General features: G+C 60.5%; 29 protein-coding genes. 3 read left to right on the plus strand and 26 right to left on the minus strand.

What is annotated here, in order from left to right; all coding sequences use genetic code 11:
* Nucleotides 1-27: 27 nt before the first annotated feature.
* Nucleotides 28-963 carry a chemotaxis protein CheV gene (locus E3O56_RS21375; protein ID WP_005790014.1) on the minus strand — a complete coding sequence of 312 codons (936 nt, stop codon included), beginning with the start codon at nt 961-963 and terminating at the stop codon, nt 28-30.
* Between the two features lie 548 nt (nt 964-1511).
* Here E3O56_RS21375 and E3O56_RS21380 point away from each other — a divergent pair.
* From E3O56_RS21380 to E3O56_RS21390, 3 genes are all read left to right on the plus strand, one after another.
* Nucleotides 1512-1961, plus strand: a complete 450-nt coding sequence (locus E3O56_RS21380; RefSeq protein ID WP_103733692.1) for a hypothetical protein — start codon at nt 1512-1514, stop codon at nt 1959-1961.
* A 325-nt stretch (nt 1962-2286) separates the two neighbouring features.
* A complete protein-coding gene (locus E3O56_RS21385) occupies nt 2287-3180 on the plus strand; it encodes a sensor histidine kinase (RefSeq protein ID WP_032880081.1) in 894 nt (297 codons plus the stop codon).
* Nucleotides 3177-3836, plus strand: a complete 660-nt coding sequence (locus tag E3O56_RS21390) for a response regulator transcription factor (RefSeq protein WP_032880079.1) — start codon at nt 3177-3179, stop codon at nt 3834-3836. Before E3O56_RS21385 ends, E3O56_RS21390 begins: the two co-directional genes overlap by 4 nt.
* On the opposite strand, the gene yegS is transcribed toward E3O56_RS21390, so the two are convergent.
* The 25 genes from yegS to fliL all read right to left on the minus strand — a co-directional run bounded on the left by yegS (nt 3795) and on the right by fliL (nt 25714).
* Nucleotides 3795-4715, minus strand: coding sequence for a lipid kinase YegS (yegS, locus tag E3O56_RS21395; RefSeq protein ID WP_032880078.1), 921 nt, complete (start codon nt 4713-4715; stop codon nt 3795-3797). The genes E3O56_RS21390 and yegS overlap by 42 nt on opposite strands.
* Nucleotides 4716-4861: 146 nt before the next feature.
* Nucleotides 4862-5254 carry a DUF2802 domain-containing protein gene (locus tag E3O56_RS21400; RefSeq protein ID WP_005790023.1) on the minus strand — a complete coding sequence of 131 codons (393 nt, stop codon included), beginning with the start codon at nt 5252-5254 and terminating at the stop codon, nt 4862-4864.
* On the minus strand, nt 5255-5737 hold the full coding sequence (locus tag E3O56_RS21405) for a chemotaxis protein CheW (protein ID WP_005790025.1): 483 nt from the start codon (nt 5735-5737) through the stop codon (nt 5255-5257). It abuts the gene before it with no gap.
* A gap of 79 nt (nt 5738-5816) precedes the next feature.
* Complete coding sequence (locus E3O56_RS21410) at nt 5817-6608, minus strand: CheW domain-containing protein (RefSeq protein WP_216091903.1); 792 nt, start codon at nt 6606-6608, stop codon at nt 5817-5819.
* Complete coding sequence (locus tag E3O56_RS21415; RefSeq protein ID WP_005790028.1) at nt 6608-7396, minus strand: ParA family protein; 789 nt, start codon at nt 7394-7396, stop codon at nt 6608-6610. Before E3O56_RS21415 ends, E3O56_RS21410 begins: the two co-directional genes overlap by 1 nt.
* Before the next feature lie 51 nt (nt 7397-7447).
* Nucleotides 7448-8335, minus strand: coding sequence for a flagellar motor protein MotD (motD, locus tag E3O56_RS21420; RefSeq protein WP_248092054.1), 888 nt, complete (start codon nt 8333-8335; stop codon nt 7448-7450).
* Nucleotides 8336-8351: 16 nt separating this feature from the next.
* Nucleotides 8352-9092 (minus strand): flagellar motor protein, encoded by a 741-nt coding sequence (locus E3O56_RS21425; RefSeq protein WP_005790033.1) that lies wholly within the window; start codon nt 9090-9092, stop codon nt 8352-8354.
* The gene (locus E3O56_RS21430) at nt 9092-10222 is read right to left on the minus strand and encodes a chemotaxis response regulator protein-glutamate methylesterase (RefSeq protein WP_103733691.1); all 1131 of its coding nucleotides are present in this window, start codon (nt 10220-10222) and stop codon (nt 9092-9094) included. Before E3O56_RS21430 ends, E3O56_RS21425 begins: the two co-directional genes overlap by 1 nt.
* A gap of 48 nt (nt 10223-10270) precedes the next feature.
* Nucleotides 10271-12448 carry a chemotaxis protein CheA gene (locus E3O56_RS21435; protein WP_216091905.1) on the minus strand — a complete coding sequence of 726 codons (2178 nt, stop codon included), beginning with the start codon at nt 12446-12448 and terminating at the stop codon, nt 10271-10273.
* A gap of 11 nt (nt 12449-12459) precedes the next feature.
* Complete coding sequence (locus tag E3O56_RS21440) at nt 12460-13248, minus strand: protein phosphatase CheZ (RefSeq protein ID WP_032880071.1); 789 nt, start codon at nt 13246-13248, stop codon at nt 12460-12462.
* An 18-nt stretch (nt 13249-13266) separates the two neighbouring features.
* Nucleotides 13267-13641, minus strand: a complete 375-nt coding sequence (locus E3O56_RS21445; protein ID WP_005790040.1) for a chemotaxis response regulator CheY — start codon at nt 13639-13641, stop codon at nt 13267-13269.
* A 167-nt stretch (nt 13642-13808) separates the two neighbouring features.
* The gene (gene fliA / locus E3O56_RS21450) at nt 13809-14549 is read right to left on the minus strand and encodes an RNA polymerase sigma factor FliA (RefSeq protein WP_005790042.1); all 741 of its coding nucleotides are present in this window, start codon (nt 14547-14549) and stop codon (nt 13809-13811) included.
* Nucleotides 14546-15379 carry a flagellar synthesis regulator FleN gene (fleN, locus tag E3O56_RS21455; protein ID WP_003192912.1) on the minus strand — a complete coding sequence of 278 codons (834 nt, stop codon included), beginning with the start codon at nt 15377-15379 and terminating at the stop codon, nt 14546-14548. Before fleN ends, fliA begins: the two co-directional genes overlap by 4 nt.
* A 105-nt stretch (nt 15380-15484) precedes the next feature.
* Complete coding sequence (flhF, locus tag E3O56_RS21460) at nt 15485-16801, minus strand: flagellar biosynthesis protein FlhF (RefSeq protein WP_005790047.1); 1317 nt, start codon at nt 16799-16801, stop codon at nt 15485-15487.
* Between the two features lie 11 nt (nt 16802-16812).
* A complete protein-coding gene (gene flhA / locus E3O56_RS21465) occupies nt 16813-18927 on the minus strand; it encodes a flagellar biosynthesis protein FlhA (RefSeq protein ID WP_032880069.1) in 2115 nt (704 codons plus the stop codon).
* Between the two features lie 545 nt (nt 18928-19472).
* Complete coding sequence (locus E3O56_RS21470) at nt 19473-19676, minus strand: cold-shock protein (RefSeq protein WP_032880068.1); 204 nt, start codon at nt 19674-19676, stop codon at nt 19473-19475.
* Nucleotides 19677-19694: 18 nt separating this feature from the next.
* The gene (locus E3O56_RS21475; protein WP_032880067.1) at nt 19695-19919 is read right to left on the minus strand and encodes a hypothetical protein; all 225 of its coding nucleotides are present in this window, start codon (nt 19917-19919) and stop codon (nt 19695-19697) included.
* A 419-nt stretch (nt 19920-20338) separates the two neighbouring features.
* On the minus strand, nt 20339-21475 hold the full coding sequence (gene flhB / locus E3O56_RS21480; RefSeq protein WP_228308792.1) for a flagellar biosynthesis protein FlhB: 1137 nt from the start codon (nt 21473-21475) through the stop codon (nt 20339-20341).
* A 3-nt stretch (nt 21476-21478) separates the two neighbouring features.
* Complete coding sequence (gene fliR / locus E3O56_RS21485; protein WP_248128968.1) at nt 21479-22264, minus strand: flagellar biosynthetic protein FliR; 786 nt, start codon at nt 22262-22264, stop codon at nt 21479-21481.
* Nucleotides 22265-22268: 4 nt separating this feature from the next.
* The gene (gene fliQ, locus E3O56_RS21490; RefSeq protein ID WP_003192936.1) at nt 22269-22538 is read right to left on the minus strand and encodes a flagellar biosynthesis protein FliQ; all 270 of its coding nucleotides are present in this window, start codon (nt 22536-22538) and stop codon (nt 22269-22271) included.
* Nucleotides 22539-22542: 4 nt separating this feature from the next.
* Nucleotides 22543-23286 (minus strand): flagellar type III secretion system pore protein FliP, encoded by a 744-nt coding sequence (gene fliP, locus E3O56_RS21495; RefSeq protein WP_103733688.1) that lies wholly within the window; start codon nt 23284-23286, stop codon nt 22543-22545.
* Nucleotides 23286-23720 (minus strand): flagellar biosynthetic protein FliO, encoded by a 435-nt coding sequence (gene fliO / locus E3O56_RS21500; RefSeq protein WP_148852731.1) that lies wholly within the window; start codon nt 23718-23720, stop codon nt 23286-23288. Before fliO ends, fliP begins: the two co-directional genes overlap by 1 nt.
* Before the next feature lies 1 nt (nt 23721).
* Nucleotides 23722-24189, minus strand: coding sequence for a flagellar motor switch protein FliN (fliN, locus tag E3O56_RS21505; RefSeq protein WP_005790067.1), 468 nt, complete (start codon nt 24187-24189; stop codon nt 23722-23724).
* Nucleotides 24190-24232: 43 nt separating this feature from the next.
* Nucleotides 24233-25201, minus strand: coding sequence for a flagellar motor switch protein FliM (gene fliM, locus E3O56_RS21510; protein ID WP_005790068.1), 969 nt, complete (start codon nt 25199-25201; stop codon nt 24233-24235).
* A 9-nt stretch (nt 25202-25210) separates the two neighbouring features.
* Nucleotides 25211-25714, minus strand: a complete 504-nt coding sequence (gene fliL / locus E3O56_RS21515; RefSeq protein WP_005790069.1) for a flagellar basal body-associated protein FliL — start codon at nt 25712-25714, stop codon at nt 25211-25213.
* Nucleotides 25715-25800 lie beyond the last annotated feature (86 nt).

Below are 25800 nucleotides of genomic sequence, written 5' to 3' on the forward strand. Positions count from 1 at the left end.
CCTGGGAAACAAAGTGTCATCCTAAAGTCAGGCGGGCACTTCGTCCAACATCAGTCGCTCGCGCACCACATCCACCAGCTTGTCCGGCTGGAATTTGGAGAGGAAATTGTCGCAGCCGACCTTCTTCACCATTGACTCATTGAAGCTGCCCGACAGCGAGGTGTGCAGCACCACATAGAGGCCGCGCAGGCGCGGGTCGTTGCGGATTTCGGTGGTGAGGCGGTAGCCGTCCATCTCGGGCATTTCGGCGTCGGTGAAGATCATCAGCAGCTTGTCGGTCATCACCTGGCCGCTGTCGGCCCAGGCTTTGAGCATGTTCAACGCCTTGAGACCGTCGCTGGCGATGTGCATCTTCACCCCCAACTGTCCCAGGGTATCGCGCAACTGCGACAGGGCCACGTTGGAGTCGTCCACCAGCAGCACTTCGCGACCACGGGCACGTTCGAGCACCGGGTCTTCGAGTTTTTCCCGCGAGACCTTGGCGTTATAGGGCACGATCTCGGCGAGGACTTTTTCCACGTCGATGATTTCCACCAACTGGTCATCGACCTTGCTGATGGCAGTAAGGTAGTGCTGGCGACCGGCGCTGGTCGGCGGCGGCAGGATGGCTTCCCAGTTCATGTTGACGATGCGGTCAACGCCGCCCACCAGAAACGCCTGCACCGAACGGTTGTATTCGGTGACGATGATGGTGCTGTTGGGCCCCGGCACCAAAGGGCGCATACCGATGGCCTGGGACAAGTCGATCACCGGCAAGGTCTGGCCCCGCAGGTTGACCACCCCGCACACGAATGGGTGGCGCTGGGGCATCAGGGTCAGCTTGGGTAACTGCAGCACTTCCTGCACTTTGAACACGTTGATCGCGAACAACTGCCGACCGAAGAGGCGGAACATGAGAATTTCCAGGCGATTCTCACCCACCAATTGCGTGCGTTGATCTACCGTGTCGAGAATGCCGGCCATTAAAAGCTCCTGGTGTACACGCCGCAGGCGCGTTGAGAGGGTGTGCAGTCGTATAGGTACATTATCGGCGGCAAGCGCCGGACCTTGACCCCAATAAAATGCCATGTAAATCCATTGATGTCACACTGACATCATGCTTTACTGCTTCGGCCCTTAATACTGTTTCAAGGCGCCGTGCGCGACAGTCGAACCGACGTGCAGTTCCACCATATAGGGGGTTCCCCTATACGCAATCAGGCCCAACCTGATATTCGCGATATCTAATAGCCATTAATGTGACGCCATTCTCATTGCATGAATGGAGTCAGGCTTTTGTTTGCCATCCCCAGCCCTTGGCCCACGGGCCTTTCAGGCACTCACGTATCGGCAACTGAAGTCGTGTCATCCCGCACCCCAGGGGCTACATACGACTTTCGTGAGCATTTCAATAAACGTCCTACTGAAACATCGGAAGCGACCTACAAGTCCAAGTCGTATTTCAGCGCTAGTTTTAAGCCATTCACCCGGTGCGACATCTCATCACCCGACCTTACGTTGCGGAGACTTGCATGATGAATAGCGCAAACGAATGGCAAACAGCACTTCTCGCGTTTCTGGGCGAGGCTCAACTGCTTCTGGGCAAATCCGAAGAGTGTTTGAGCCATCTGCATTTGATCCGCAACGACAGCGACGCCATCGACTGCATGAAAGCCAGCTTGGCCAAACTGGCTGAAAAAGCCGATGGCCTGGCGCTGCAGGCAATCAGCGAGTTCTCGGGGCATCTGCAAAATCTGATCGCCAATGCCCAAAGCCCTCTGCAGTTGCATGACGAGGCGCTGGACGCGCTGCATGACTGCCTGACCCTGCTGGCCTGGCAACTGGAACTGATCGACACCCGCACCGGTGAACTGAGCCTGGATGACAGCGAGCAAACTTCATTGATCGCAACGGTTGCCTTGCAGATCCCGCAAAAGGATTTGAGCCGTACACCGCCGCAGCATCTGCATCATGGGTCGTGAGCGTCGTGCAGGTCGTATTTAACTGCCGAGTTATCTAAAAACGACCGGCTTGGACGCAATGGGAAAATATCAATTAGCCATCAATGTAATAATTATACAAACCAACTTCGTTAATACAACTTTCCGCTTTCAACTCTGGGATTAACGGCCAGAGTATTTGTGTGGGCCATAAACCAATCAGGCGACCAACGGTAAGCGGGGTGGTACTATGCCCCGCTCGAAGTGATTTAACTTCAACATGCTTAAAGACGATTTGGCAGCGCACTCCAAACAGAGCCCGGTCAACCGGCCTCACCGCAGTGAACCCTCATTGGCTCCATCCGCTATGTACGCGAGTTTCAAGTCACTTATCGCCAGGTCCGTGTCCCGCAGCCATGTGCGCCGACTCACCCTTGCGCTGTGCCTGTGCTCATTGCTGGGCAGCCTGTGGGCCTATCTGCAGGACGCACCGCTGCCGTTGCCGATCCTGCTGCTCAACTTCGCCACGCTGGTGGTGGTGGGGCTGCAACAGTGGAATTCGCGCAAAGCCATCAAGTTCGAGCCCCAGGAGCTGGCCGACCGCTTGCTGCAAGTGCAGGAGAACGAACGCCACCGGCTCAGCCGCGAACTGCATGACGATATCGGCCAACTGCTGACCGCCGCCAAACTGCAAAGCGAATGGTTGCAGCGCCGCCTGCCCCCGGACCTGAACACACATTGCACGGTGCTGTGCAATACGCTCAATGAAACCCTGGCCAAGGTGCGCGACGTCTGCGCCATCCTCAACCCCCGCCAACTGACCAGCCTGGGCCTGGAAGCCAGCCTGCGCGCGCACCTGCTCAAGACCCTGGAAAACACCCAGGTGTGCTGGAGCCTGGAGTGTCAGCAACGGCTCACCGGCATCCCCGAAGAAGTGGCCGTGGCGGCCTTTCGCATCACCCAGGAAGCGGTGACCAACATGCTTCGCCATGCAAAGGCGCGCAACCTGCTGGTGCGCCTGCAACGCCTGCCTGAAGGCCTGTCGCTGATGATCTGCGATGACGGCCAGGGGTTCTCGCCTGCCCCCGACCCGGGCCGGGAAGGCCAACGGGGCATGGCCGGTATGTGCGAACGGACACACCAGCTGGGGGGCACCTTTTCCATCAGCAGCCAGCCTGGCAACGGCACCCGTATCAACGCACTTTTCCCCTGGGCGCCCCGCGCTCTCGAACGGGCCAGCGCCCCTAAGGTTCTCGAGTGACCTGCAATTTACTCCTGGTGGATGACCACGCACTGATTCGCGCCGGTGTGCGTGCGCTGATTCTGGATATTCCCGGCTACAGCGTCATCGGCGAAGCCAGCGATGGCGCACAACTGCTGGCGCAATACAGCGCCTTGCAGCCGGATATCGTGCTGCTCGATCTGTCGATGCGGCACACCGGTGGGCTGGATGCCTTGCAGCAACTCAAGCGCTTTTACCCCAACTGCAAGGTGCTGATTCTGTCGATGCACACTGAACCAGACCTGATCATGCGCGCGCTGGAGTCCGGAGCCCACGGCTACCTGCTCAAGGACACCACCGCCAACGAGCTGGAACATGCCCTGCTGGCCCTGCGTAACAACGAACGCTACCTGAGCCCCGCCATCGCCCACACGGTGATCAACCAGGCGCTGATCCGCAGCCAGAGCCCCAGCACCCCCGTTGCCCACAGCCATAACCTGACGGCGCGGCAACTGGAGATTTTGCGTTTGATCGTACGTGGCAAGTCCACTCGGGAAATCGCCCATGGCCTGGGCTTGAGCATCAAGACAGTGGAGGCCCATCGCTCGCAGATCATGAAGCGCTTGCAGATTTTCGACGTGGCGGGCCTGGTGTTATTCGCCGTGCGTGAGCAAATCATCAGCCTGGACGACTAACGGCGAACCCAGCGGCAGATGCACGCGAAGCGCCTTGGGCAACGCTTCGAAATGCAGGTCGTCGCCTTCCAGCGGCTCGCCATCGAGGTTGATGTACAAGCCTTGGGCGACCTTGATATTGACCCATGGCAGACGTGCGCGAACGAACATGGTGTCCAGCCCCCAGCCATTGTTCATCAATTCACGCAGGGTGCCGACCACTTCCTGGGGGGCTGGCAGGATGCTGACGTCGAGCAATCCATCATCGGCCAATGCGCCGGGGCACAGGACATGCCCGCCACCGGCCTGGCGACCGTTGCCGATACCCAGCGCGAGCAGCTCGCCTTTCCAGTGGAAATCCGGGCCTTCCAGCTCCCCGTAGGCGGCCTTCAATTCACTGAAGCGCGACAAACCGGTGAACAGGTAGGCGGCGCCGCCGAGGACTTTCTTCAGGTCTTCGGAGGTGTTGGCCGTGACCTGGCTACCGAAACCGCCGGTGGCCATGTTCAGGAAGATCTGCCCGCCCACCTGGCCGAGGTCGATGGCCTTGGGCTCGACGTCAAGCAACGCCAGGGCGCCGGCCGGTTCCAACGGCACGCCCGCGGCCTTGGCAAAGTCATTGGCGGTGCCCAGGGGCATCAACACCAGGCTGGCGTCGGCCTTGGCCAGCGCCATGGCCTCGGCCACATCGCGCAGCGTACCGTCGCCGCCGCCGGCGATGATATGGGTGTAGCCGTCAGCCAGGGCTTCATCGACCAGCCGCTGGGCATCACCACCCTCCCACGTCACCCGCACCGCCAACTCCCAACCCTGCTCACGTCGGGCCAGCACGGCGGCACGCACGTCCTCGTTCAGGGCTTGTTTGCCGTGAAGGATCAACAGGGCTTTGGGGGTAGTCATTTGAGGGTATCTCCTGGGTCAAGGTGCTTGAAGGATGTTGACCCTTGGAGAACGGGAAAAGTCTGTGGATGGAGAAAAATTGACTGATGATCAAAAGGTGGGAGGGGGCAAGCACCCTCCCACCTTTTGATCATCAGTCAGCCGAATCAGCTCTTGTGCAATTTGCTCATCAACTGCGCCTCGGCCTGGGTCAAGCCGCACGACTGGGTCAGTTCGTCCACCGTCGCCCCCATCCCCACCAGCTTGGCCGCCTGGGCAAAGGACAGGTTCGAAGGGTCGCGCTGTTCCAATTGCACCAACTTATCCGGCAAAGGCCCGAGAATCGCGCGCAGTTCATGCACTTCATCGCCGACCCGCACCGCACTCTGCTGGTAATGATCCACGCGCTTGACCAGCTCCAGAATGCGCCGATCACGCACGGCATCGCGTTCGGCCTGTTGCAAGGCCAATTCCCGTTGCTGACGCATATAGCGCAGTACAAACGCCAAGGTCCCGGCCCACAACAGGGCCAGGACAATCACCGCTGCCTCAAGGAACAATCAGATGCTCTCCAGTTCCGACCACTCTTCTTCGCTCATCATCTTGTCCAGCTCAACCAGGATCAGCAGTTCGTTGTTCTTGTTGCACACGCCCTGGATGAACTTGGCCGATTCTTCGTTACCGACATTCGGTGCGGTTTCCACTTCCGATTGGCGCAGGTAAACCACTTCGGCCACGCTGTCGACCATGATCCCGACCACTTGCTTGTCGGCTTCGATGATCACAATACGGGTGTTGTCGCTGACTTCAACCGTGTCCAGGCCAAAACGCTGGCGGGTGTCGATGACTGTCACCACATTGCCACGCAGGTTGATGATGCCCAGCACATAGCTCGGTGCACCCGGTACCGGAGCGATCTCGGTGTAGCGCAGCACTTCCTGCACGCGCATCACGTTGATGCCGTAGGTCTCGTTGTCGAGTTTGAAGGTAACCCATTGCAGGATCGGATCATCCAAACCTTGTGCGGACGCTGACTTGTTCATTCGTGTAACCCCTTCAAATGCCGCTATCGACGGCGTGTATGCTATTGCGCCGCGCAACCGCACGGCCCTTATTGTTCAATCAACTACGTTTGTTCTGTGGCATCGCCTTGACCGCACCGCTGGCAATCAACTCGGCCAGTTCAGCGACATCCAGCAATGCGCACATGTGCTCAATCACGGTGCCCGCCAGCCAGGGGCGCTGGCCGCGGTGGCTGCGCCATTTGATTTCATTGGGGTCCAGGCGCAACGAGCGGCTGACTTGATGCACCGCCAGCCCCCACTCGTAGCCCTGCACCGAAATCACGTATTGCAGGCCCTGGCGGAAATCGTCGCGGTAGCGGTCGGGCATCACCCAGCGCGCGGTGTCCAGCACCTTGAGGTTGCCGGCCTGGCTGGGCAGGATGCCGAGAAACCACTCCGGCTGACCAAACAGCGGTGTCAGCTCCTGGCCTTCCAAAGAATAGATCGAGCCCAGGCACACCAGCGGCACTGCCAGGGTCAAGCCGGCGACGTCGAACAGCAGGCACTCGAACGGCTCGGCCGCCCACGCCGGGCGGCCGTCACCGGTTACCGGCGGTGGCGTGATACTCGGCGGCAGGTGCACGTCCACCACCGGTTCGACCACCATCGGCGCCACCACCGCAGGGGTGATCGGCACCACGACTGGAGCCTCCACCGCCTGCGCATCACGCGCCTGCTCTTCCATGACGGCCTGCTGGAAATCGTCCAGCGTAGTGTCAGGCTCGACAGCAGGCTCAAGTATCAGAATCGGTTCCGGCAGCGCTTCGTCAGTCGCATCCTGCAGCAGGGCATCCAGGTAGGATTCCAGCGCCAGTTGCGGCCGGGTCTTGAATTCGACAGGACGGTTCATCACGCCACCTGCGCCACAAGCTGCTGCGACAGCAGATGCTTGAGCAACGCACGGTAGGCCAGCACACCACGGCTCTTGCCATCGAACTGCGACGGCGTGAGCCCCGCACGGCTGGCATCACGCAGGCGCGTATCCACGGGGATGTAGCCGTTCCAGATGGTGTCCGGATAGGCATCGCGCAATACACGCAAAGTGCTGAGGGATGCCTGGGTACGGCGGTCGAACAAGGTCGGCACGATGCTGAACGGCAGCGCCTGTTTGCGCGAACGGTTGATCATCGCCAGGGTGCTGACCATGCGTTCCAGGCCCTTGACCGCCAGGTGCTCGGTTTGTACCGGGATCACCAATTGTTGGCTGGCCGCCAGGGCGTTGACCATCAGCACGCCCAGCAACGGCGGGCTGTCGATGATCGCGTAGTCGAAATCCTGCCACAGCTGCGCCAGGGTCTTTGCGATCACCAGGCCCAGGCCGCTCTGCCCCGGCGACTGGCGCTCAAGGGTGGCCAGCGCGGTGCTCGACGGCAACAGCGAAATGCTCTCGTTGCTGGTGGGCAGCAGCAATTGCCCGGGCAAATCCGCCGGCACGCTGCCCTTGTGCAGGAACAGGTCATAGCAGCTGTGTTCCAGCGCATCCGGGTCGTAACCGAAATAGCTGGTCATGGAACCGTGGGGGTCGAGGTCGACCACGACCACACGCTTGCCCGCTTCGGCCAGCAAGCCGGCTAAGGCGATGGAGGTGGTGGTCTTGCCGACTCCACCCTTTTGATTGGCAACTGCCCAGACTCTCATTCGGTTGGTTCCTCCCGGTGGGCACAGGCGCGACCGAGACATGGCATAAGGTTATTGAGCCGGTGACGGAGAATTGACGGCGTTTGCCCGAACCGGCGACTTTACAGGGGCCGGTGCAGTTTGTGTGCCAGCGCGCTTCAACGCCGCATCCGGTGTTGCATTGGCCGTGCCGGTGCCGGTCAGACTGCGACGTACATCCAGGTTGCGCGACACCACCAGCACCACCCGGCGGTTGCGTGCCCGCCCTTCCACCGTGGCGTTATTGGCCACCGGCTGGAATTCACCATAGCCCACCGACGCCAGCCGCTGGGGGTTCACACCCTGCATGGCCAACATGCGCACGATGCTCGATGCACGGGCCGATGACAGTTCCCAGTTGGTCGGGTACTGCGCGGTGCTGATGGGAAAATTGTCGGTGAAGCCTTCCACATGGATCGGGTTTTCAAACGGTTTGAGGATTGCCGCCACCTTGTCGATGATGGTGAACGCCTGGTCACTGGGCAACGCATCGGCACTGGCAAACAACAGGCTGGAGTTGAGTTCGATCTCCACCCACAACTCGTTGCCGCGTACGGTCATCTGATTGGAACTGATCAGGTCACCAAAGGCGGCACTGATGTCATCGGCGATGCTTTTGAGCGGGTCACTGGTGCCGCCGACACCGGCAGCGATCTCATCGCTGTCGTTAACCAGCGGCTTGGCCGGGGTGACAGTCTTGGGCCGCTCGTCACCGATGGGAATCGGCTTGAGCGCACGCTCGGTATCGTTGAACACGCCCACCAGTGCCTGGGAAATGATCTTGTACTTGCCTTCGTTGACCGACGAAATCGAATACATCACCACGAAAAACGCAAACAACAAGGTGATGAAGTCCGCGTAGGACACCAGCCAGCGCTCGTGGTTGACATGTTCTTCAGGCTCGCGACGGCGACGGCTCACAGGCGGTTCCTCCCCATCAATCCATGAAGCCCTGGAGCTTCAATTCGATGGAGCGCGGGTTCTCGCCCTCGGCAATCGACAGGATGCCTTCAAGCAGCATTTCGCGATAACGCGACTGGCGCATAGCAATTGACTTGAGCTTGCTGGCCACCGGCAACAGCACCAGGTTGGCACTGGCCACGCCGTAGATGGTCGCCACGAACGCCACGGCAATACCGCTGCCCAGTTGCGAAGGATCAGCCAGGTTGCCCATCACGTGGATCAGGCCCATCACCGCGCCGATGATGCCGATGGTCGGCGCGTAGCCGCCCATGCTTTCAAAGACTTTGGCCGCATTGATGTCACGGCTTTCCTGGGTGTAGAAATCCACCTCCAGGATGCTGCGGATCGCTTCCGGCTCGGCGCCGTCCACCAGCAATTGCAGGCCCTTGCGTGCGTAGCTGTCGGGCTCGGCATCGGCCACGCCTTCCAGGCCCAGCAAACCTTCCTTGCGGGCAGTGAGGCTCCAGTTGACCACGCGGTCGATGCCGCCGGGCAGGTCGACCCGTGGCGGGAAAATGATCCACACCAGGATCTGCATGGCCCGCTTGAACGAGCTCAGCGGCGACTGCAACAGCGCCGCGCCCACGGTGCCACCAATCACGATCAGCGCCGCCGGGCCATTGGCCAGGGCGCCGAGGTGGCCGCCTTCGAGGTAGTTGCCGCCGATGATGGCGACAAACGCCATGGTGATCCCGATCAGGCTCAAGACATCCATCAGAGGCAGGCCTCCACCAGATGCTTGCCGATGTCGTCCAGGCTATAGACCGCGTCAGCCAGGTCAGCCTTGACGATGGCCATGGGCATGCCATAGATCACGCAGCTGGCTTCGTCCTGGGCCCAGATGGCGCTGCCACCTTGCTTGAGCAGGCGTGCGCCTTCACGGCCGTCGGCGCCCATGCCGGTGAGCACCACCGCCAGAACTTTGTCACCGTAGGACTTGGCCGCCGAACCGAAGGTGATATCCACACACGGCTTGTAGTTCAAGCGCTCGTCGCCCGGCAGGATTTTGATCGCACCACGGCCGTCCACCATCATCTGCTTGCCACCCGGCGCCAGCAGCGCCAGGCCAGGACGCAGGATGTCGCCATCCTCGGCTTCCTTGACGGTGATTCGGCACAGCTTGTCCAGGCGCTCGGCGAACGCCTTGGTGAACGCCGCGGGCATGTGCTGCACCAGCACAATCGGCGCCGGGAAGTTGGCCGGCAGCTGGGTCAACACCCGCTGCAAGGCCACCGGGCCACCGGTGGAGGTACCGATGGCAACCAGCTTGTAAGCCTTGCGCTTGGGCGCTGGCGAATGGGTGCTCGGTACAGCGGCGGCACGTACCGGCGCCACCGCAGGCCGAGCCACCGGCGCAGGGGCCGGGCGTGCAAACGATGAGGTCGGTGCAGCCGCTACGGGCGCAGGCGCAGGTGCCGGCGCAGGTGCACTGAACAGGCTACGACGGTTACTGCGGGAAATGCTGTGCACCTTCTCGCACAGCATCTGCTTGACCTTGTCGGGGTTGCGCGAGATGTCTTCGAAATTCTTCGGCAGAAAGTCCACCGCGCCGGCATCCAGCGCGTCGAGGGTCACCCGTGCGCCTTCGTGAGTCAGCGACGAGAACATCAATACCGGGGTGGGGCAGCGCTGCATGATGTGACGCACGGCGGTAATGCCGTCCATCATTGGCATCTCGTAGTCCATGGTGATCACGTCCGGCTTCAACGCGATGGCCTGATCGATCGCCTCTTTACCGTTGGTGGCCGTGCCGACCACCTGGATCGTTGGATCGGCGGAAAGAATTTCCGAGACGCGGCGGCGGAAGAAACCCGAATCGTCCACCACCAGGACCTTGACTGCCATAAACACTCCGTTAGGTGGGGCGGGCATGACCGCCCTGCCCCACCAGAATCAAATACGCCGTGCGGCGTAACGCTTGAGCATGCTTGGAACATCGAGAATCAACGCGATCCGACCGTCACCGGTAATGGTCGCGCCCGACATGCCCGGGGTGCCCTGCAGCATCTTGCCCAAAGGCTTGATCACCACTTCTTCCTGGCCCACCAGTTGATCGACCACAAAGCCGATGCGCTGGGTGCCCACGGACAGAATCACCACATGGCCTTCACGCTGCTCTTCATGCTTGGCCGACGCCACCAGCCAACGCTTGAGGTAGAACAATGGCAATGCCTTGTCGCGCACGATCACCACTTCCTGGCCGTCCACCACGTTGGTGCGCGACAGGTCGAGGTGGAAAATTTCGTTGACGTTGACCAGCGGGAAAGCGAACGCCTGGTTGCCCAGCATCACCATCAGGGTCGGCATGATCGCCAGGGTCAACGGCACCTTGATGACGATCTTGGAGCCCTGGCCCTTGGTCGAGTAGATGTTGATCGAGCCGTTGAGCTGGCTGATCTTGGTTTTCACCACGTCCATGCCGACGCCACGGCCGGACACGTCGGAAATCTCGGTCTTGGTCGAGAAGCCCGGGGCGAAGATCAGGTTGTAGCACTCGGTGTCGGTCAGGCGGTCGGCGGCGTCCTTGTCCATCACGCCGCGCTTGACCGCGATATTGCGCAAGATGGTCGGGTCCATGCCTTTGCCGTCATCGGTGATCGACAGCAGGATGTGGTCGCCCTCTTGCTCTGCAGCCAGGATCACCTTGCCGTTACGCGACTTGCCGGCGGCTTCGCGTTCTTCCGGGGTTTCTACCCCATGGTCGACCGCGTTGCGCACCAAGTGGACCAGCGGGTCGGCGAGGGCCTCGACCAGGTTTTTATCCAGGTCGGTTTCTTCGCCCACCAGTTCCAGGTTGATTTCTTTCTTGAGCTGGCGCGCCAGATCGCGGACCAGGCGCGGGAAGCGGCCAAAGACTTTCTTGATCGGCTGCATCCGCGTTTTCATCACGGCGGTTTGCAAGTCGGCGGTGACCACATCGAGGTTCGACACGGCCTTTTGCATGGCTTCGTCGCCGCTGTTCAGGCCCAGGCGCACCAGGCGGTTACGCACCAGCACCAGTTCGCCGACCATGTTCATGATGTCGTCCAGGCGTGCGGTATCGACGCGCACGGTGGTTTCGGCTTCACTGGCGGGTTTTTCCGCCGCGGCCGGTGCCGCTGCACGGGCAGGTGCCGGCGCGGGTGCTGGCTTGGCGACTGGCGCAGGCGCTTTGGCAGCCGCCGGTGCGGCAGTGGCGACCGCTGCGGCGGCAGCCGGCGCGACTTCGGTGAACTTGCCTTTACCGTGCAGCTCGTCCAGCAGCGCTTCGAACTCGTGATCGGAGATCAACCCGTCGTCGGCAGGCCCAGCCTTGGTGGTCGGGGCGGCAGCCGTGGCGGCGACTTCCGGCAGGGCTTCGGCCACAAAGGTGCCTTTGCCATGCAGTTGGTCGAGCAGTGCTTCGAACTCATCGTCGGTAATGTCGGTGCTGGCATTGGCATCCGGCACTTGCGGCGGCGCCACAGGGGCCACGGCATCGGCCGCGAACTGGCCCTTGCCATGCAACTGGTCGAGCAAGGATTCGAATTCTGCGTCGGTAATGTCTTCGCTGGTCGGCGTGGCGACAGGCGCCGCCGGGCCTTCGGCTTCGGCCTTGACCGCATTGAGCGAGTCGAGCAGCTGTTCGAACTCGCTGTCGGTCACGTCCGGCTCGGCTTCTACCACCGGCTCAGGCGCCGCTTGCGCAACCGGCGCAGCGGCAGCCGGTTCAGCCAGGCGCGCCAGGGCGGCCAGCAGTTCCGGGGTAGCCGCCGTGATCGGCGCACGTTCACGCACCTGGCTGAACATGCCGTTGACCGCATCCAGTGCTTCGAGAATCACGTCCATCAATTCCGAATCAACGTGACGCTCACCCTTGCGCAGGATGTCGAACACGTTCTCGGCGATGTGGCAGCACTCCACCAGTTCATGGAGCTGGAGGAAGCCGGCGCCCCCTTTTACAGTGTGAAAACCGCGAAAAATTGCATTGAGCAGGTTCGCATCATCCGGTCGGCTTTCCAGCTCGACCAGTTGCTCGGACAGTTGCTCTAGAATTTCGCCGGCCTCTACAAGGAAATCCTGAAGGATTTCTTCATCGGCGCCGAAGCTCATGGGTGTGCTCCTTAGAAGCCTAAACTGGATAACAGGTCATCTACGTCATCCTGACCTGACATAACGTCTTCACGTTTATCGGCATGAATCTGCGGACCTTCACCCTTGGCGAGATGTTTTTGTGGATCTTTTTCCGAGAGGATCGCTTCGCGGTCGTGTTCGATGCCGGCAAAACGGTCGACCTGGCCGGCCATCAGCACCAATTTGAGCAAGTTGCTTTCCACTTCGGTGACCAACTGGGTCACGCGCTTGATCACCTGGCCGGTGAGGTCCTGGTAATCCTGGGCCAGCAGAATGTCGTTGAGGTTGCTGGCCACCGTGCGGTTCTCTTGCTCGCTGCGCGACAGGAAACCGTCGACCCGACGCGCCAACTCACGAAATTCCTCAGCGCCCACTTCACGGCGCATGAAGCGGCCCCAGTCAAGGCTCAGGGCCTGGGCTTCGCTGGCCATGCCGTTGACCAGAGGCGTGGCGTTTTCCACCAGGTCCATGGTGCGGTTGGCCGCGGCCTCGGTCAGCCTGACCACATACGACAAGCGTTCAGTGGCGTCGGTGATCTGGGAAATTTCTTCGGCCTGGGGCATGCGCGGGTCAATCTGGAAATTGACGATCGCACTGTGCAGCTCGCGTGTGAGCTTGCCCACTTCCTGGTACAGGCCGCGGTCACGGGTCTGGTTAAGCTCATGGATCAACTGCACCGCATCGGCGAACTGGCCTTTTTCCAGGCTGTCGACCAACTGGTGAGCATGTTTTTTCAGGGTCGACTCAAAGTCGCCCTGTGACGTTTCGTTATGCTCCATAGCTCCCCCGTGGCGACATCAATGACCGATGCGTTCGAAGATTTTTTCAATCTTCTCTTTCAAGGCCAGCGCCGTGAATGGCTTGACCACGTAACCGTTGACCCCGGCTTGGGCGGCTTCGATGATCTGTTCACGCTTGGCTTCGGCGGTCACCATCAGCACAGGCAGGCTGCGCAACTTTTCATCGGCGCGCACGTGGCGCAGCAGGTCGATACCGGTCATACCCGGCATGTTCCAGTCGGTTACCAGAAAGTCGATGCTGCCACTGTTGAGGATCGGAATCGCCGTAATGCCGTCATCCGCCTCGACCGTGTTGGTGAACCCAAGGTCACGCAACAGGTTTTTAATGATCCGCCGCATCGTTGAGAAGTCATCAACGATGAGGATTTTCATGTTCTTGTCCAATTCGACCTCCAAGCAGTCTTAAACGCGCCCAGCACCTGGACGCGCCATTTCAATCAACAGGCGTTACACAAAAAGGACTGCCCAGGGCACCACGGTACTCACCCGCAAAACCCTGCGGTTTCGCGGTAGCGTCTGCAGTGTCCCCACACTGCCTGTCAGCGCGCGCGCCACTCTCCCAATCGCCCCCGCAAGCGGGCTGCGCACTGGCTATGCAATTGGCTGACACGCGACTCGCTGACCCCCAGGACCTCACCGATTTCCTTGAGGTTCAGCTCTTCGTCGTAGTACAGCGCCAGCACCAGGCGCTCACGCTCCGGCAAGTTGGCAATCGCGTCCGCCAACGCTTTCTGGAAACGTTCATCTTCCAGATCGCGCGACGGTTCAAGATGTGCACTCGCGCCGTCCTCGTGCAGCCCTTCGTGTTCGCCGTCCTGTAAAAGGTCGTCGAAACTGAACAGGCGGCTGCCCAAGGTATCGTTCAAAATCCCGTAGTAATCGTCGAGACTCAATTGGAGTTCGGCCGCAACTTCATGATCTTTAGCGTCACGACCGGTTTTTGCTTCAATTGCACGAATTGCATCACTGACCATGCGGGTATTGCGGTGTACCGAACGCGGCGCCCAATCGCCTTTACGCACCTCGTCGAGCATTGCGCCACGAATACGGATACCCGCATACGTCTCGAAACTCGCACCCTTGCTCGCGTCGTATTTGGTCGACACTTCAAGCAGGCCGATCATGCCGGCCTGGATCAAGTCTTCGACCTGCACGCTGGCCGGCAGGCGCGCCAACAGGTGATAGGCAATGCGCTTGACCAGAGGCGCATAGCGCTCGATCAATTCGCCCTGGCTGTCACGTGCCGACTTTTTGTAAAGGTTGTAGCCGCTGGATGTCATAGCACCGGTCCCGCACTCGTCTGATGCACCAAACGCTCGACGAAAAACTCCAGATGCCCACGCGGATTGGCGGGCAACGGCCAGGTATCGACCTTCTGGGCAATGGCCTTGAACGCCAGTGCGCATTTCGAACGAGGGAACGCTTCGTAGACCGCACGCTGCTTTTGCACGGCCTTGCGCACACACTCGTCATAGGGAACTGCGCCGACGTATTGTAAAGCCACATCGAGGAAGCGATCCGTGACCTTGGTCAACTTGGCGAACAGGTTGCGCCCTTCCTGCGGGCTCTGGGCCATGTTGGCCAGCACGCGAAAGCGGTTCATGCCGTAGTCACGGTTAAGCAGTTTGATCAGCGCATAGGCGTCGGTGATGGAAGTAGGTTCGTCGCACACCACCAGCAGCACCTCCTGCGCGGCGCGCACAAAGCTGACCACCGATTCGCCGATCCCGGCGGCGGTGTCGATCACCAGCACATCGAGGTTGTCGCCGATATCACTGAAGGCCTGGATCAGCCCGGCATGTTGCGCGGGGCTCAGGTGCACCATGCTCTGGGTGCCCGAGGCAGCCGGCACGATACGAATGCCACCGGGCCCCTGGAGCAGCACATCGCGCAGCTCACAGCGGCCCTCGATCACATCGGCAAGGGTATGTTTGGGTGTCAGCCCCAGCAGAACGTCCACGTTCGCCAAGCCCAAATCAGCATCCAGCAGCATGACGCGACGGCCAAGCTCTGCCAGGGCCAGGGACAAATTCACTGACACGTTAGTTTTGCCGACGCCACCTTTGCCGCCGGTCACCGCGATCACCTGTACGGGATGCATGCTGCCCATTTTATTTCTTTACCTTGTCTTGCTTAGACGCAGGCTACATGGCTTGGCCGCTTGAAACGCTTGCAGACCATCGATGTAGGTACATTTCACGGTGTTCATCCTGCCTCAACCGACCCGTTTTGCCGGGTGGTGGTAAAGGTCGGCGAACATATCGGCCATCGCTTCCTCGCTAGGCTCTTCTTGCATTTGCACACTGACGGCACGGCTGACCAACTGATGACGGCGCGGCAGATGCAGATCATCAGGGATCCGCGGCCCGTCGGTCAGGTAGGCGACCGGTAATTCATGACTGATGGCCAGGCTCAACACTTCGCCCAGGCTCGCGGTTTCGTCGAGCTTGGTGAGGATGCAGCCGGCCAGACCGCAGCGTTTGTAACTATGGTACGCGGCGGTAAGAACCTGTTTCTGGCTGGTGGTTGCAAGCACCAGGTAGTTTTTCGACTTGATGCCACGCCCGGCCAGGCTTTCGAGCTGCATACGCAGGGCCGGGTCGCTGGCTTGCAGGCCGGCGGTATCGATCAGCACCACGCGCTTGCGCAGCAACGGGTCGAGGGCATTGGCCAGGGACTGGCCCGGATCGACGTGCGTCACCGGCACATTGAGGATGCGGCCCAGGGTCTTGAGCTGCTCCTGGGCGCCGATGCGGTAGCTGTCCATGCTCACCAGGGCGATATTCTGTGCGCCGTACTTGAGTACGTAGCGTGCGGCCAGCTTGGCCAGGGTGGTGGTCTTGCCCATGCCGGCGGGGCCGACCATGGCAATCACACCGCCCTCTTCCAGGGGTTCGATTTCCGGGGTGGCGATCATGCGCGCCAAGTGCGCCAGCAACATGCGCCAGGCCTGACGCGGCTCTTCGACTTCGGCGGTCAAGGCCAGCAGGTCGCGGGACAAAGGGCCGGACAAGCCGATGCGTTGCAGGCGGCGCCACAGGTTGGCTTGCTGGGGCTTGCTGCCTTGCAGTTGCGTCCAGGCCAACGAGCCCAGCTGCACTTCCAGCAGTTCACGCAGGCCATTGAGTTCAAAGCGCATCGAATCGAACACACGCTGGTCGACAGCAGCAGCCGGGGCGGGCGCGGCTGGACGCGGCGGTTCGACAAATGTCGGCTCTACCAGCGGCTCGGCGGCGGTCAACGGCAGGCCGGCGAACAATTGACGATTGGTGCTGGCATCGCTGTCGCCACGCATACTCAGTTCAGCCTGGGCCGATACAATGCGCGAGGCGGTCTTGCGCAGCTCGTCTTCGAGTTCCATGTTCGGCACGCGCGGGGCCAGCGCCTGGGGGGTGTAATCCAGGGCAGCCGTCAGCTCGACACCGCCGGCAATCCGACGGTTACCGATAATCGCGGCATCGGCGCCCAGCTCATCACGGACCAGTTTCATGGCCTGACGCATATCGGCGGCGAAAAAACGCTTAACTTGCATAACCCACTACCTCAGCCATTGGGCCCAACTGTCGCGACGATAGTCACTTGCTTATTGTCAGGAATTTCCTGGTAAGCCAACACGTGCAAATTCGGTACAGCCAGGCGTCCAAACCGCGACAACATCGCCCGAACCGGGCCGGCCACCAGCAGGATCACCGGGTTGCCTTGCATTTCCTGGCGCTGTGCGGCGTCGATCAACGAACGCTGCAGCTTTTCAGCCATGCTCGGCTCCAGCAAAACGCCCTCTTCCTGGCCTTGCCCTGCCTTCTGAATACTATTGAGCAATATTTGTTCCAACCTGGGTTCCAGGGTGATCACAGGCAGCTCGGACTCAATGCCTACAATGCTTTGCACGATTGCACGGGACAATCCGACGCGCACCGCCGCCACCAGAGCGGCAGTATCTTGACTCTTGGCGGCATTGTTGGCGATGGCCTCGGCAATGCTGCGAATGTCACGTACCGGCACCTGCTCGGCCAACAGCGCTTGCAGCACCTTGAGCAACTGCGACAGTGTCAGGACACCCGGCACCAGCTCTTCGGCCAGTTTCGGTGAGGATTTGGCCAGCAAGCCCATCAATTGCTGGACTTCCTCATGACCGATCAGCTCGTGGGAGTGCTTGTAGAGAATCTGGTTGAGGTGCGTGGCAACCACGGTGCTGGCATCCACCACGGTGTAACCCAGCGATTGAGCCTGACTGCGCTGGCTGACTTCGATCCACACCGCTTCCAGGCCAAAAGCCGGATCTTTGGCGGTAATGCCGTTGAGCGTGCCGAACACCTGCCCGGGGTTGATCGCCAGCTCGCGATCCGGGTAGATCTCGGCTTCGGCCAGGATCACGCCCATCAGGGTCAGGCGGTAGGCACTGGGGGCCAGGTCGAGGTTGTCGCGGATATGCACGGTGGGCATCAAGAAGCCCAGGTCCTGGGACAGCTTCTTGCGCACGCCCTTGATCCGCGCCAGCAATTGCCCGCCCTGGTTGCGGTCCACCAGCGGGATCAGGCGGTAGCCGACTTCCAGGCCGATCATGTCGATCGGGGTCACATCGTCCCAGCCCAGCTCCTTGGTTTCCTGGGCGCGGGCCGGGGATGGCAGCAGATCCTGCTGGCGGGCAATCTCTTGCTGGGCCTGGACCTTGACCGCGTTCTGCTTTTTCCAGAACAGGTAAGCTGCGCCGCCGGCCAGGGCCGCCATGCTCAGGAACGAGAAGTGGGGCATACCCGGCACGATGCCCATGATCGCCATGATGCCCGCCGCCACGGCCAGGGCCTTGGGCGAGGCGAACATCTGGCGGCTGATCTGCTTGCCCATGTCTTCGGAGCCCGAAGCGCGGGTAACCATGATGGCCGCAGCTGTCGATAACAACAGTGATGGCAATTGCGCCACTAAACCGTCACCGATGGTCAGCAAGGCGTACACCTTGCCCGCATCGCCGAAGGTCATGCCGTGCTGGAAGATACCGACGGCCATGCCGCCGATCAGGTTGATAAACAGAATCAGCAGGCCGGCGATGGCGTCACCGCGCACAAATTTGCTGGCACCGTCCATGGAGCCGTAGAACTCGGCTTCCTGGGCGACTTCCGCCCGGCGTGACTTGGCCTGGTTCTGGTCGATCAGGCCGGCGTTTAGGTCGGCGTCGATGGCCATCTGTTTGCCGGGCATGGCGTCGAGGGTAAACCGCGCGCTCACCTCGGAAATCCGCCCGGCGCCCTTGGTCACCACCACGAAGTTGATGATCATCAGGATCGCGAACACGACGATACCGACCACGTAGTTGCCGCCGATCACCACCTCGCCGAACGCCTGGATCACCTTACCGGCAGCGGCATGGCCGTCCTGGCCGTGAAGCATCACCACCCGCGTGGACGCCACGTTCAGCGCCAGGCGCAGCAGGGTCGCCACCAGCAGAATGGTCGGGAATACCGCGAAATCCAGCGGCCGCAGCGCGTACACGCAGACCAGCAGCACGACGACAGACAGGGCAATGTTGAAGGTGAAGAACACATCGAGCAGGAACGGCGGCATCGGCAACATCATCATTGCCAGCATCACCAGCAACAACAACGGCACACCCAGATTGCCCCGCGACAGGTCAGTCAGGGTGCCACGGGCCGTGTTGAGCATTTGAGAGCGATCTACCACCGGTATTCCTCGTGTCCTTGAAGCAAAGTTTTGACGCTGGGAGGCGACTTGGAGGCGGGGTTGCAAGAAGCCTTCCAACTTTGCTTTTGGGCCCGGAGAACCTCACAAACACCCCGGGCCACCGGGTGTAAATCAATCCAAATGTGGGAGGGGGCTTGCTCCCGATTGCTGAGTGTCAGGCACTGATGTTTGGCTGATTCACCGCTATCGGGAGCAAGCCCCCTCCCACATTTGATCTGTGTACAGCCGGGGCTATCGAGGAAATTTCTGACAAGGATTTGGGGTTGCCCCTAGGAAACCGGCTCTCTAGTCTCCGTACACCACTGGTGTTGCGCAGTTGATCGAACTGGCGCAATTACTGGCTGATCGCCTGCACCTTGGCGCCACAATGGCGGGCAAAGCAAGCAGCGGATAATACGGACAAGGGTGGGAGCTGGCTTGCCTGCGATTGCGGTGTGTCAGCCACTGGGATATTGGCTGTGAGTCAGCCATCGCAGGCAAGCCAGCTCCCACCTGTGATTCAGTTTCTAAACTGGCCGTATATTCTCAGCCTGTGGGCCTTTTGGACCTTGCGTGATGTCAAACTCTACTTTTTGATTCTCCTCCAGGCTTTTGTACCCAGCCGTCGCAATTGCCGAGTAATGGGCAAACACATCGGGCCCTCCATCATCTTGGGTAATAAAACCAAACCCCTTCTCCGCGTTAAACCACTTCACCGTGCCAGTTGCCATTGCCATTCTCCCTACACTTCACTTGAGACCCGGTTCACCTGGGTTGCACAGTTTGACGGGCAACGCATAAATACCCTCGGGTCGATGGACCATTTGGAACTCCATGCGCTTGCCAAACCACAGCGCAGTGCAACGCCAGTCTCTGCCATTGATAAACACATCCTCTCCCCCGCCATCGGGCTTGATCAACCAATCGCCTCTGAGCCAGACGTAATACCTGACCGTACCCGTAACCACCTTCACAACCGCTCTCCCTGCATCTCGTTTACTACATACGCGCAGTGCATGGAGGGTAATAAAACAGCGGGCAACGCCCTTTGGCTACTGTCAAAGTTGACAGGTAGACGCGGGCTTCCAGTGAGTGTAGGCATGGCAATGTTGCGGATCATGCATCCCCTGACTTTTTGCGTTTGCGGAGTTTGCGCTGCTCGGCAGGCGCTTGCGGGGGTTCGGCGCATTTGACATTCGTCGATTGGACGGCAACCGCATTGCCATCGCGATCCCGAGCAATAAAACCAATGCCCTTGACCGCATCGAACCACCTGACCGTGCCCCTATCCATCACCGCCTCCCGAGCCGCGCATGGCTGCGCGCCTCATCGCTGTATCAAACAGTGAAGGCGGCGTAATGGCTACTGTCAAAGTTGACAGGTCAGAGAAGAATCAGGTGTCGCGACGCAAATCCGGCGGTATCGGCAAATCCTTGAGCGGATCAGGCCGCTTGCCCTTGCCGGCGCGGTATTGGCGGATTTGGTAAACGTAGGCCAGTACCTGTGCAACGGCCAGGTACAACCCGGCGGGGATTTCCTGGTCGAGGTCGGTGGAATAGAAAATCGAGCGCGCCAGCGCCGGCGATTCCAGCAGCAGAATGTCGTTGGCCACGGCGATTTCGCGGATTTTCAGGGCGGTGAAGTCGCTGCCCTTGGCCAACAGCATCGGTGCGCCACCCTTCTCCGGGTCGTACTTGAGGGCCACGGCGTAGTGGGTCGGGTTGGTGATGATCACGTCGGCGTCGGGTACCGAAGCCATCATCTTGCGCTGGGACATTTCGCGCTGCAGTTGGCGAATGCGTTGCTTGACCTCTGGGCGCCCTTCTTGATCCTTGTGTTCGTCACGCACTTCCTGCTTGGTCATCAGCAGTTTCTTGTGGCTTTCCCACAGCTGGATCGGCGCATCCACGGCGGCAATCAGGATCAGGCCGAGGGCCATCCACAAGGCGCTCCAGCCCACCACCTGCACACTGTGGATGATCGCCGACTCCAGTGGCTCATGGGCAATGCGCTGCAAATCGTCGATGTCAGACGACAACACCGCCAGCGCCACGAACAGAATCAGGAAAAACTTGGCCAGGGCCTTGAGCAATTCAATCAAGGCCTTGGCGGAGAACATGCGCTTGAGCCCCGCGCCCGGGTTCATGCGGCTGAACTTGGGCGCCATGCTGCCCGCAGCGAACAACCAGCCGCCGAGGGCAACGGGGCCGATCAGCGCGGCGAGCAGCAAGGTGATCAAGATCGGTTGCACCGCCAATAGGGCGATTTTGCCTGAGTGCAGCAGGTACTGGCCCATGGCGTCGGGGTTGAGCAACACTTCGCGAGGCAAGCTGAAGTTGTGTTTCATCATCTCCAGCAAGTCCAGCGCCAGGCCCCCGCCGTAGATCAGCAAGGCACCGGCACCGGCGATCATGGTGGCAAAGGTGTTGAGCTCTTTGGAGCGCGCGATTTCGCCCTTTTCCCTGGAGTCCTTTTTACGTTTCTCCGTGGGGTCTTCTGTTTTGTCCTGACCACTCTCGCTCTCGGCCATGGCTCAGCGCGCCCGTGCCAGATCACGTAAGAACTGCAAGGCGTCGGTAGCCAGCGGTTGATACTGATTGAGAATGTCGGCCAGGCCGACCCAGAAAATCCCCATGCCCAACACCAGGGTCAGGGGGAAACCAATCGAGAAGATGTTCAGTTGCGGCGCCGCACGGGTCATCACCCCAAACGCGATATTGACCACCAGCAGCGCCGTGATCGCCGGTAACACCAGCAACAGCGCCGCGCCGAGTACCCAACCGAGGCGCCCCACCAGTTCCCAGAAGTGGTTGACCACCAAGCCTGCGCCCACCGGCAAGGTGGTGAAACTCTCGGTCAGCACCTCGAACGCCACCAGGTGTCCGTTCATGGCCAAGAACAGCAAGGTCACCAGCATGGTCAGAAATTGCCCGATCACTGCCGCCGACACGCCGTTGGTGGGGTCGACCATGGACGCGAAGCCCATGCCCATCTGGATCGAGATGATTTGCCCGGCCACCACGAAAGCCTGGAAAAACAGGGTCAGGGAAAACCCGAGCATGGCGCCGATCAGGATCTGTTCGGCGATCAACAGCAAGGCGCTGAGGTCCAGCGCGTTGACCGGCGGCATCGATGGCAGGCCCGGCACAATCACCACGGTGATCGCCACGGCAAAGTACAAACGCACGCGACGCGGAACCAGGGTGGTGCCGAACACCGGCATGGCCATCAACATCGCCGTGACGCGGAACAACGGCAGGATAAACGAGGCCACCCAGGTGCTGATCTGAGTGTCGGTCAACGCCAGCAAGGACTGCATCGGCTCAGCCGATCAACTGCGGAATACTGCCGTACAACTGCAGGATGTATTCCATGAAAGTTTGCACCAGCCAAGGGCCGGCGACGATCAGGGTCACCAGCATCACCAGCAGACGCGGCAGGAAGCTCAGGGTTTGTTCGTTGATCTGGGTGGCCGCCTGGAACATCGCCACCAGCAGGCCGACCAACAGGCTCGGCACCACCAGCACGGCGACCATCAGGGTGGTCAGCCACAGCGCTTCTCGGAACAGGTCGACGGCGACTTCTGGGGTCATGGCCCTATATCCCTCCGAAACTGCCGGCCAGGGTGCCAATAATCAGCGCCCAACCGTCCACCAGCACAAACAGCATGATCTTGAACGGCAACGAGATGATCAACGGCGACAGCATCATCATACCCATGGCCATCAGCACGCTCGCCACCACCAGGTCGATGATCAAAAACGGGATAAAGATCATGAAGCCGATCTGGAACGCGGTCTTCAATTCGGAGGTGACGAACGCCGGCACCAGAATGGTCAACGGTGCCTGGTCCGGAGTGGCGATGTCGGTACGCTTGGACAGGCGCATGAACAGTTCAAGGTCGCTGGAGCGGGTTTGCGACAACATGAAGTCTTTGATCGGGCCCTGGGCTTTGTCGATGGCGTCCTGGGCGTTGAGTTTTTCCGCGAGGTAAGGTTGCAGGGCTTGCTGGTTCACCTTGTCGAACACCGGCGCCATGATGAACAGCGTCAGGAACAAGGCCATGCCGGTGAGGATCTGGTTCGACGGCGTCTGTTGCAGGCCCAGGGCCTGGCGCAGGATCGAGAACACGATGATGATCCGCGTAAAGCTGGTCATCAACATCACGAAGGCCGGGATAAAACTCAGCGCGGTCATGATCAGCAGGATCTGCAAACTGACCGAATATTCCTGCGCGCCGGCCGCGTTGGTGCCCAGGGTGATCGCCGGGATCGACAACGGGTCGGCGCCCAGGGCCAGCGGCGCGGCCAGCAACAGCATGAGCGTCAGCAAAACGCGCATTACTTCTTATCCTTCTGATCCTTGCCCAGCAACTCCATCAGGCGCTGGGCGAATTCTGGCGTGGCGGTCTCGGTCTTGGCCGCGTCCACCGGAGTCTTGAGTACATGCAGCGGGGTGATGCGTCCGGGGGTGATGCCAAGCAGGATCTGCTCCTCGCCGACTTGCACCAGCACCAGCCGATCACGCGGGCCGAGGGCGCGCGAACCGACCAGCTCGATCACCTGGCCATTGCCCGGGCCGATGCGCTGTACGCGGCGCATCAGCCAGGCCAGCACAAAGATCAAGCCGATCACCAGCAACAGGCCCAGCACCAGCTGCGTCAATTGCCCGCCGACGCTGCCGACCACCGGTGCCGCAGCCGCTTGCGCGACCGGCTCCACCGCCCGGGCGCTCAATGGCAGCGCCAGCAACAGTCCCGCCATCGAGTACTTCATCTCAGCGCAACTTCTTGATGCGTTCGCTCGGGCTGATCACGTCCGTCAGGCGGATGCCGAACTTCTCATTGACCACCACCACTTCGCCGTGGGCGATCAGCGTGCCGTTGACCAGCACGTCCAGTGGCTCACCGGCCAGGCGGTCCAACTCGATCACCGAGCCCTGGTTGAGTTGCAGCAAGTTGCGGATATTGATTTCGGTGCTGCCCACTTCCATGGAAATCGACACGGGGATGTCAAGAATCACATCCAGGTTCGGACCGTCGAGGGTCACCGGCTCATTGTTCTTCGGCACGCTGCCAAATTCTTCCATCGGCAGGCGCTTGCCGGCAGGCGCAGTGGCGGCGTCGGCGGCCAGCAGTGCGTCGATGTCGTCCTGGCCGACATCGCCGGTTTCTTCCAGGGCCGCGGCCCACTCGTCAGCCAGGGCCTGGTCTTCGGCGGAAGTGTTTTCGTGTTCGGTAGCCATTACATGTCCTCGGCGCAGCAAACAATCATGAATTAGGGTTGAATCAGCGTCGGTTGATCGGCTCAACCACTTGCAACGCCAGGTTGCCTTTGTGGGAACCGAGCTTGACCTTGAACGACGGCACGCCATTGGCGCGCATGATCAGTTCTTCCGGCAGGTCGACAGGGATCACATCCCCGGGCTGCATGTGCAAAATATCGCGCAGGCGCAACTGCCGACGGGCCACGGTGGCGCTCAGGGGCACGTCGACGTCCAGCAGGTCTTCGCGCAGGGCCTTGACCCAGCGCTCGTCCTGGTCGTCGAGGTCGGACTGGAAACCGGCGTCGAGCATTTCGCGCACCGGCTCGATCATCGAGTACGGCATGGTCACGTGCAGGTCACCGCCACCGCCATCGAGCTCGATGTGGAAGGTCGACACCACAATCGCCTCGCTGGGGCCGACGATGTTGGCCATGGCTGGGTTCACTTCCGAGTTGATGTACTCGAAATTGACTTCCATGATCGCTTGCCACGCTTCCTTCAAGTCGATGAAGGCTTGCTCCAGCACCATGCGCACGACACGCAGTTCGGTGGGGGTGAATTCACGCCCTTCGATCTTGGCGTGACGGCCGTCGCCGCCGAAGAAGTTGTCCACCAGCTTGAACACCAGTTTGGCGTCGAGGATGAACAGCGCGGTGCCGCGCAGCGGCTTGATCTTGACCAGGTTGAGGCTGGTGGGCACGTACAGCGAGTGCACGTATTCACCGAACTTCATCACCTGCACGCCGCCCACCGCCACGTCCGCCGAACGGCGCAGCATGTTGAACATGCTGATACGGGTGTAGCGGGCGAAACGTTCATTGATCATTTCCAGGGTCGGCATACGTCCACGGACGATGCGATCCTGGCTGGTCAGGTCATAACTTTTGACGCTGCCGGGTTCGGCAGCCATTTCGGTCTGTACCAGACCATCGTCCACGCCGTGCAACAGCGCGTCGATTTCATCCTGGGACAGCAGGTCTTGCACGGCCATGTCGTGATCCTACTGCAATACGAAGTTAGTGAAGAGCGCCTGCTCGACCACGACTTTGCCGAGTTCTTTCTGGGCCACTTCCTGCACGCTGGCAGTGACCTTCTGGCGTAGCATTTCCTGGCCGACCGGGGTGGCCAGGCTGTCGAAGGCCTGCCCGGAGAACAGCATCACCAGGTTGTTGCGGATCACCGGCATATGCACCTTGAGGGCATCCAGGTCCGCCTGGTTGCGCGCCAGCAAGGTAATGCTCACTTGCAGGTAGCGCTGGCGACCGTTGACGTTGTAATTGGCAACAAACGCCGGGAGCATCTGCTCGAAGATTGCCGGTTGCTTGACGTTGGTGGCGGCATCGGCGGCGGGTGCCGGCTTGCTTGCACTGCTGTGCATGATGTACCAGGTGCCGCCAATCGAGGCACCGATAGCCAAAAGCAGGCCCAGCACAATCAACAGGATCAGCTTGAGCTTGCCTTTGCCTGCTGCGGGGGGAGTTGCTGCGTCGTCGCTCTTCGCCATGCCAATAATCCGTCACTATTCGGGAATTCATAGATCTACGGGAAGGCAAGAGCAAGTGTTATGCCAGAGTTGTCTGGCGCGAAGGC

The sequence above is a fragment of the Pseudomonas sp. W2Aug9 genome (assembly GCF_023127755.1).
GTDB classification, from domain to species: Bacteria; Pseudomonadota; Gammaproteobacteria; order Pseudomonadales; family Pseudomonadaceae; genus Aquipseudomonas; species Aquipseudomonas synxantha_A.

What these genes read in the sequence shown, in the direction of transcription:
- E3O56_RS21435 (WP_216091905.1), bottom strand. Translation starts at nt 12,448, where the DNA reads ATGAGCTTCGGCGCCGATGAAGAAATCCTTCAGGATTTCCTTGTAGAG.
- yegS (WP_032880078.1), bottom strand. Translation starts at nt 4,715, where the DNA reads ATGACTACCCCCAAAGCCCTGTTGATCCTTCACGGCAAACAAGCCCTG.
- fleN (WP_003192912.1), bottom strand. Translation starts at nt 15,379, where the DNA reads ATGGGCAGCATGCATCCCGTACAGGTGATCGCGGTGACCGGCGGCAAA.
- flhB (WP_228308792.1), bottom strand. Translation starts at nt 21,475, where the DNA reads ATGGCCGAGAGCGAGAGTGGTCAGGACAAAACAGAAGACCCCACGGAG.
- E3O56_RS21425 (WP_005790033.1), bottom strand. Translation starts at nt 9,092, where the DNA reads ATGGATGTCTTGAGCCTGATCGGGATCACCATGGCGTTTGTCGCCATC.
- fliM (WP_005790068.1), bottom strand. Translation starts at nt 25,201, where the DNA reads ATGGCCGTGCAAGACCTGCTGTCCCAGGATGAAATCGACGCGCTGTTG.
- E3O56_RS21410 (WP_216091903.1), bottom strand. Translation starts at nt 6,608, where the DNA reads ATGAACCGTCCTGTCGAATTCAAGACCCGGCCGCAACTGGCGCTGGAA.
- fliP (WP_103733688.1), bottom strand. Translation starts at nt 23,286, where the DNA reads ATGCGCGTTTTGCTGACGCTCATGCTGTTGCTGGCCGCGCCGCTGGCC.
- fliO (WP_148852731.1), bottom strand. Translation starts at nt 23,720, where the DNA reads ATGAAGTACTCGATGGCGGGACTGTTGCTGGCGCTGCCATTGAGCGCC.
- E3O56_RS21470 (WP_032880068.1), bottom strand. Translation starts at nt 19,676, where the DNA reads ATGGCAACTGGCACGGTGAAGTGGTTTAACGCGGAGAAGGGGTTTGGT.
- E3O56_RS21385 (WP_032880081.1), top strand. Translation starts at nt 2,287, where the DNA reads ATGTACGCGAGTTTCAAGTCACTTATCGCCAGGTCCGTGTCCCGCAGC.
- E3O56_RS21445 (WP_005790040.1), bottom strand. Translation starts at nt 13,641, where the DNA reads ATGAAAATCCTCATCGTTGATGACTTCTCAACGATGCGGCGGATCATT.
- fliR (WP_248128968.1), bottom strand. Translation starts at nt 22,264, where the DNA reads ATGCAGTCCTTGCTGGCGTTGACCGACACTCAGATCAGCACCTGGGTG.
- flhF (WP_005790047.1), bottom strand. Translation starts at nt 16,801, where the DNA reads ATGCAAGTTAAGCGTTTTTTCGCCGCCGATATGCGTCAGGCCATGAAA.
- E3O56_RS21440 (WP_032880071.1), bottom strand. Translation starts at nt 13,248, where the DNA reads ATGGAGCATAACGAAACGTCACAGGGCGACTTTGAGTCGACCCTGAAA.
- E3O56_RS21380 (WP_103733692.1), top strand. Translation starts at nt 1,512, where the DNA reads ATGATGAATAGCGCAAACGAATGGCAAACAGCACTTCTCGCGTTTCTG.
- fliN (WP_005790067.1), bottom strand. Translation starts at nt 24,189, where the DNA reads ATGGCTACCGAACACGAAAACACTTCCGCCGAAGACCAGGCCCTGGCT.
- E3O56_RS21430 (WP_103733691.1), bottom strand. Translation starts at nt 10,222, where the DNA reads ATGGCAGTCAAGGTCCTGGTGGTGGACGATTCGGGTTTCTTCCGCCGC.
- fliA (WP_005790042.1), bottom strand. Translation starts at nt 14,549, where the DNA reads ATGACATCCAGCGGCTACAACCTTTACAAAAAGTCGGCACGTGACAGC.
- E3O56_RS21405 (WP_005790025.1), bottom strand. Translation starts at nt 5,737, where the DNA reads ATGAACAAGTCAGCGTCCGCACAAGGTTTGGATGATCCGATCCTGCAA.
- E3O56_RS21415 (WP_005790028.1), bottom strand. Translation starts at nt 7,396, where the DNA reads ATGAGAGTCTGGGCAGTTGCCAATCAAAAGGGTGGAGTCGGCAAGACC.
- fliL (WP_005790069.1), bottom strand. Translation starts at nt 25,714, where the DNA reads ATGGCGAAGAGCGACGACGCAGCAACTCCCCCCGCAGCAGGCAAAGGC.
- fliQ (WP_003192936.1), bottom strand. Translation starts at nt 22,538, where the DNA reads ATGACCCCAGAAGTCGCCGTCGACCTGTTCCGAGAAGCGCTGTGGCTG.
- flhA (WP_032880069.1), bottom strand. Translation starts at nt 18,927, where the DNA reads ATGCTCAACACGGCCCGTGGCACCCTGACTGACCTGTCGCGGGGCAAT.
- E3O56_RS21375 (WP_005790014.1), bottom strand. Translation starts at nt 963, where the DNA reads ATGGCCGGCATTCTCGACACGGTAGATCAACGCACGCAATTGGTGGGT.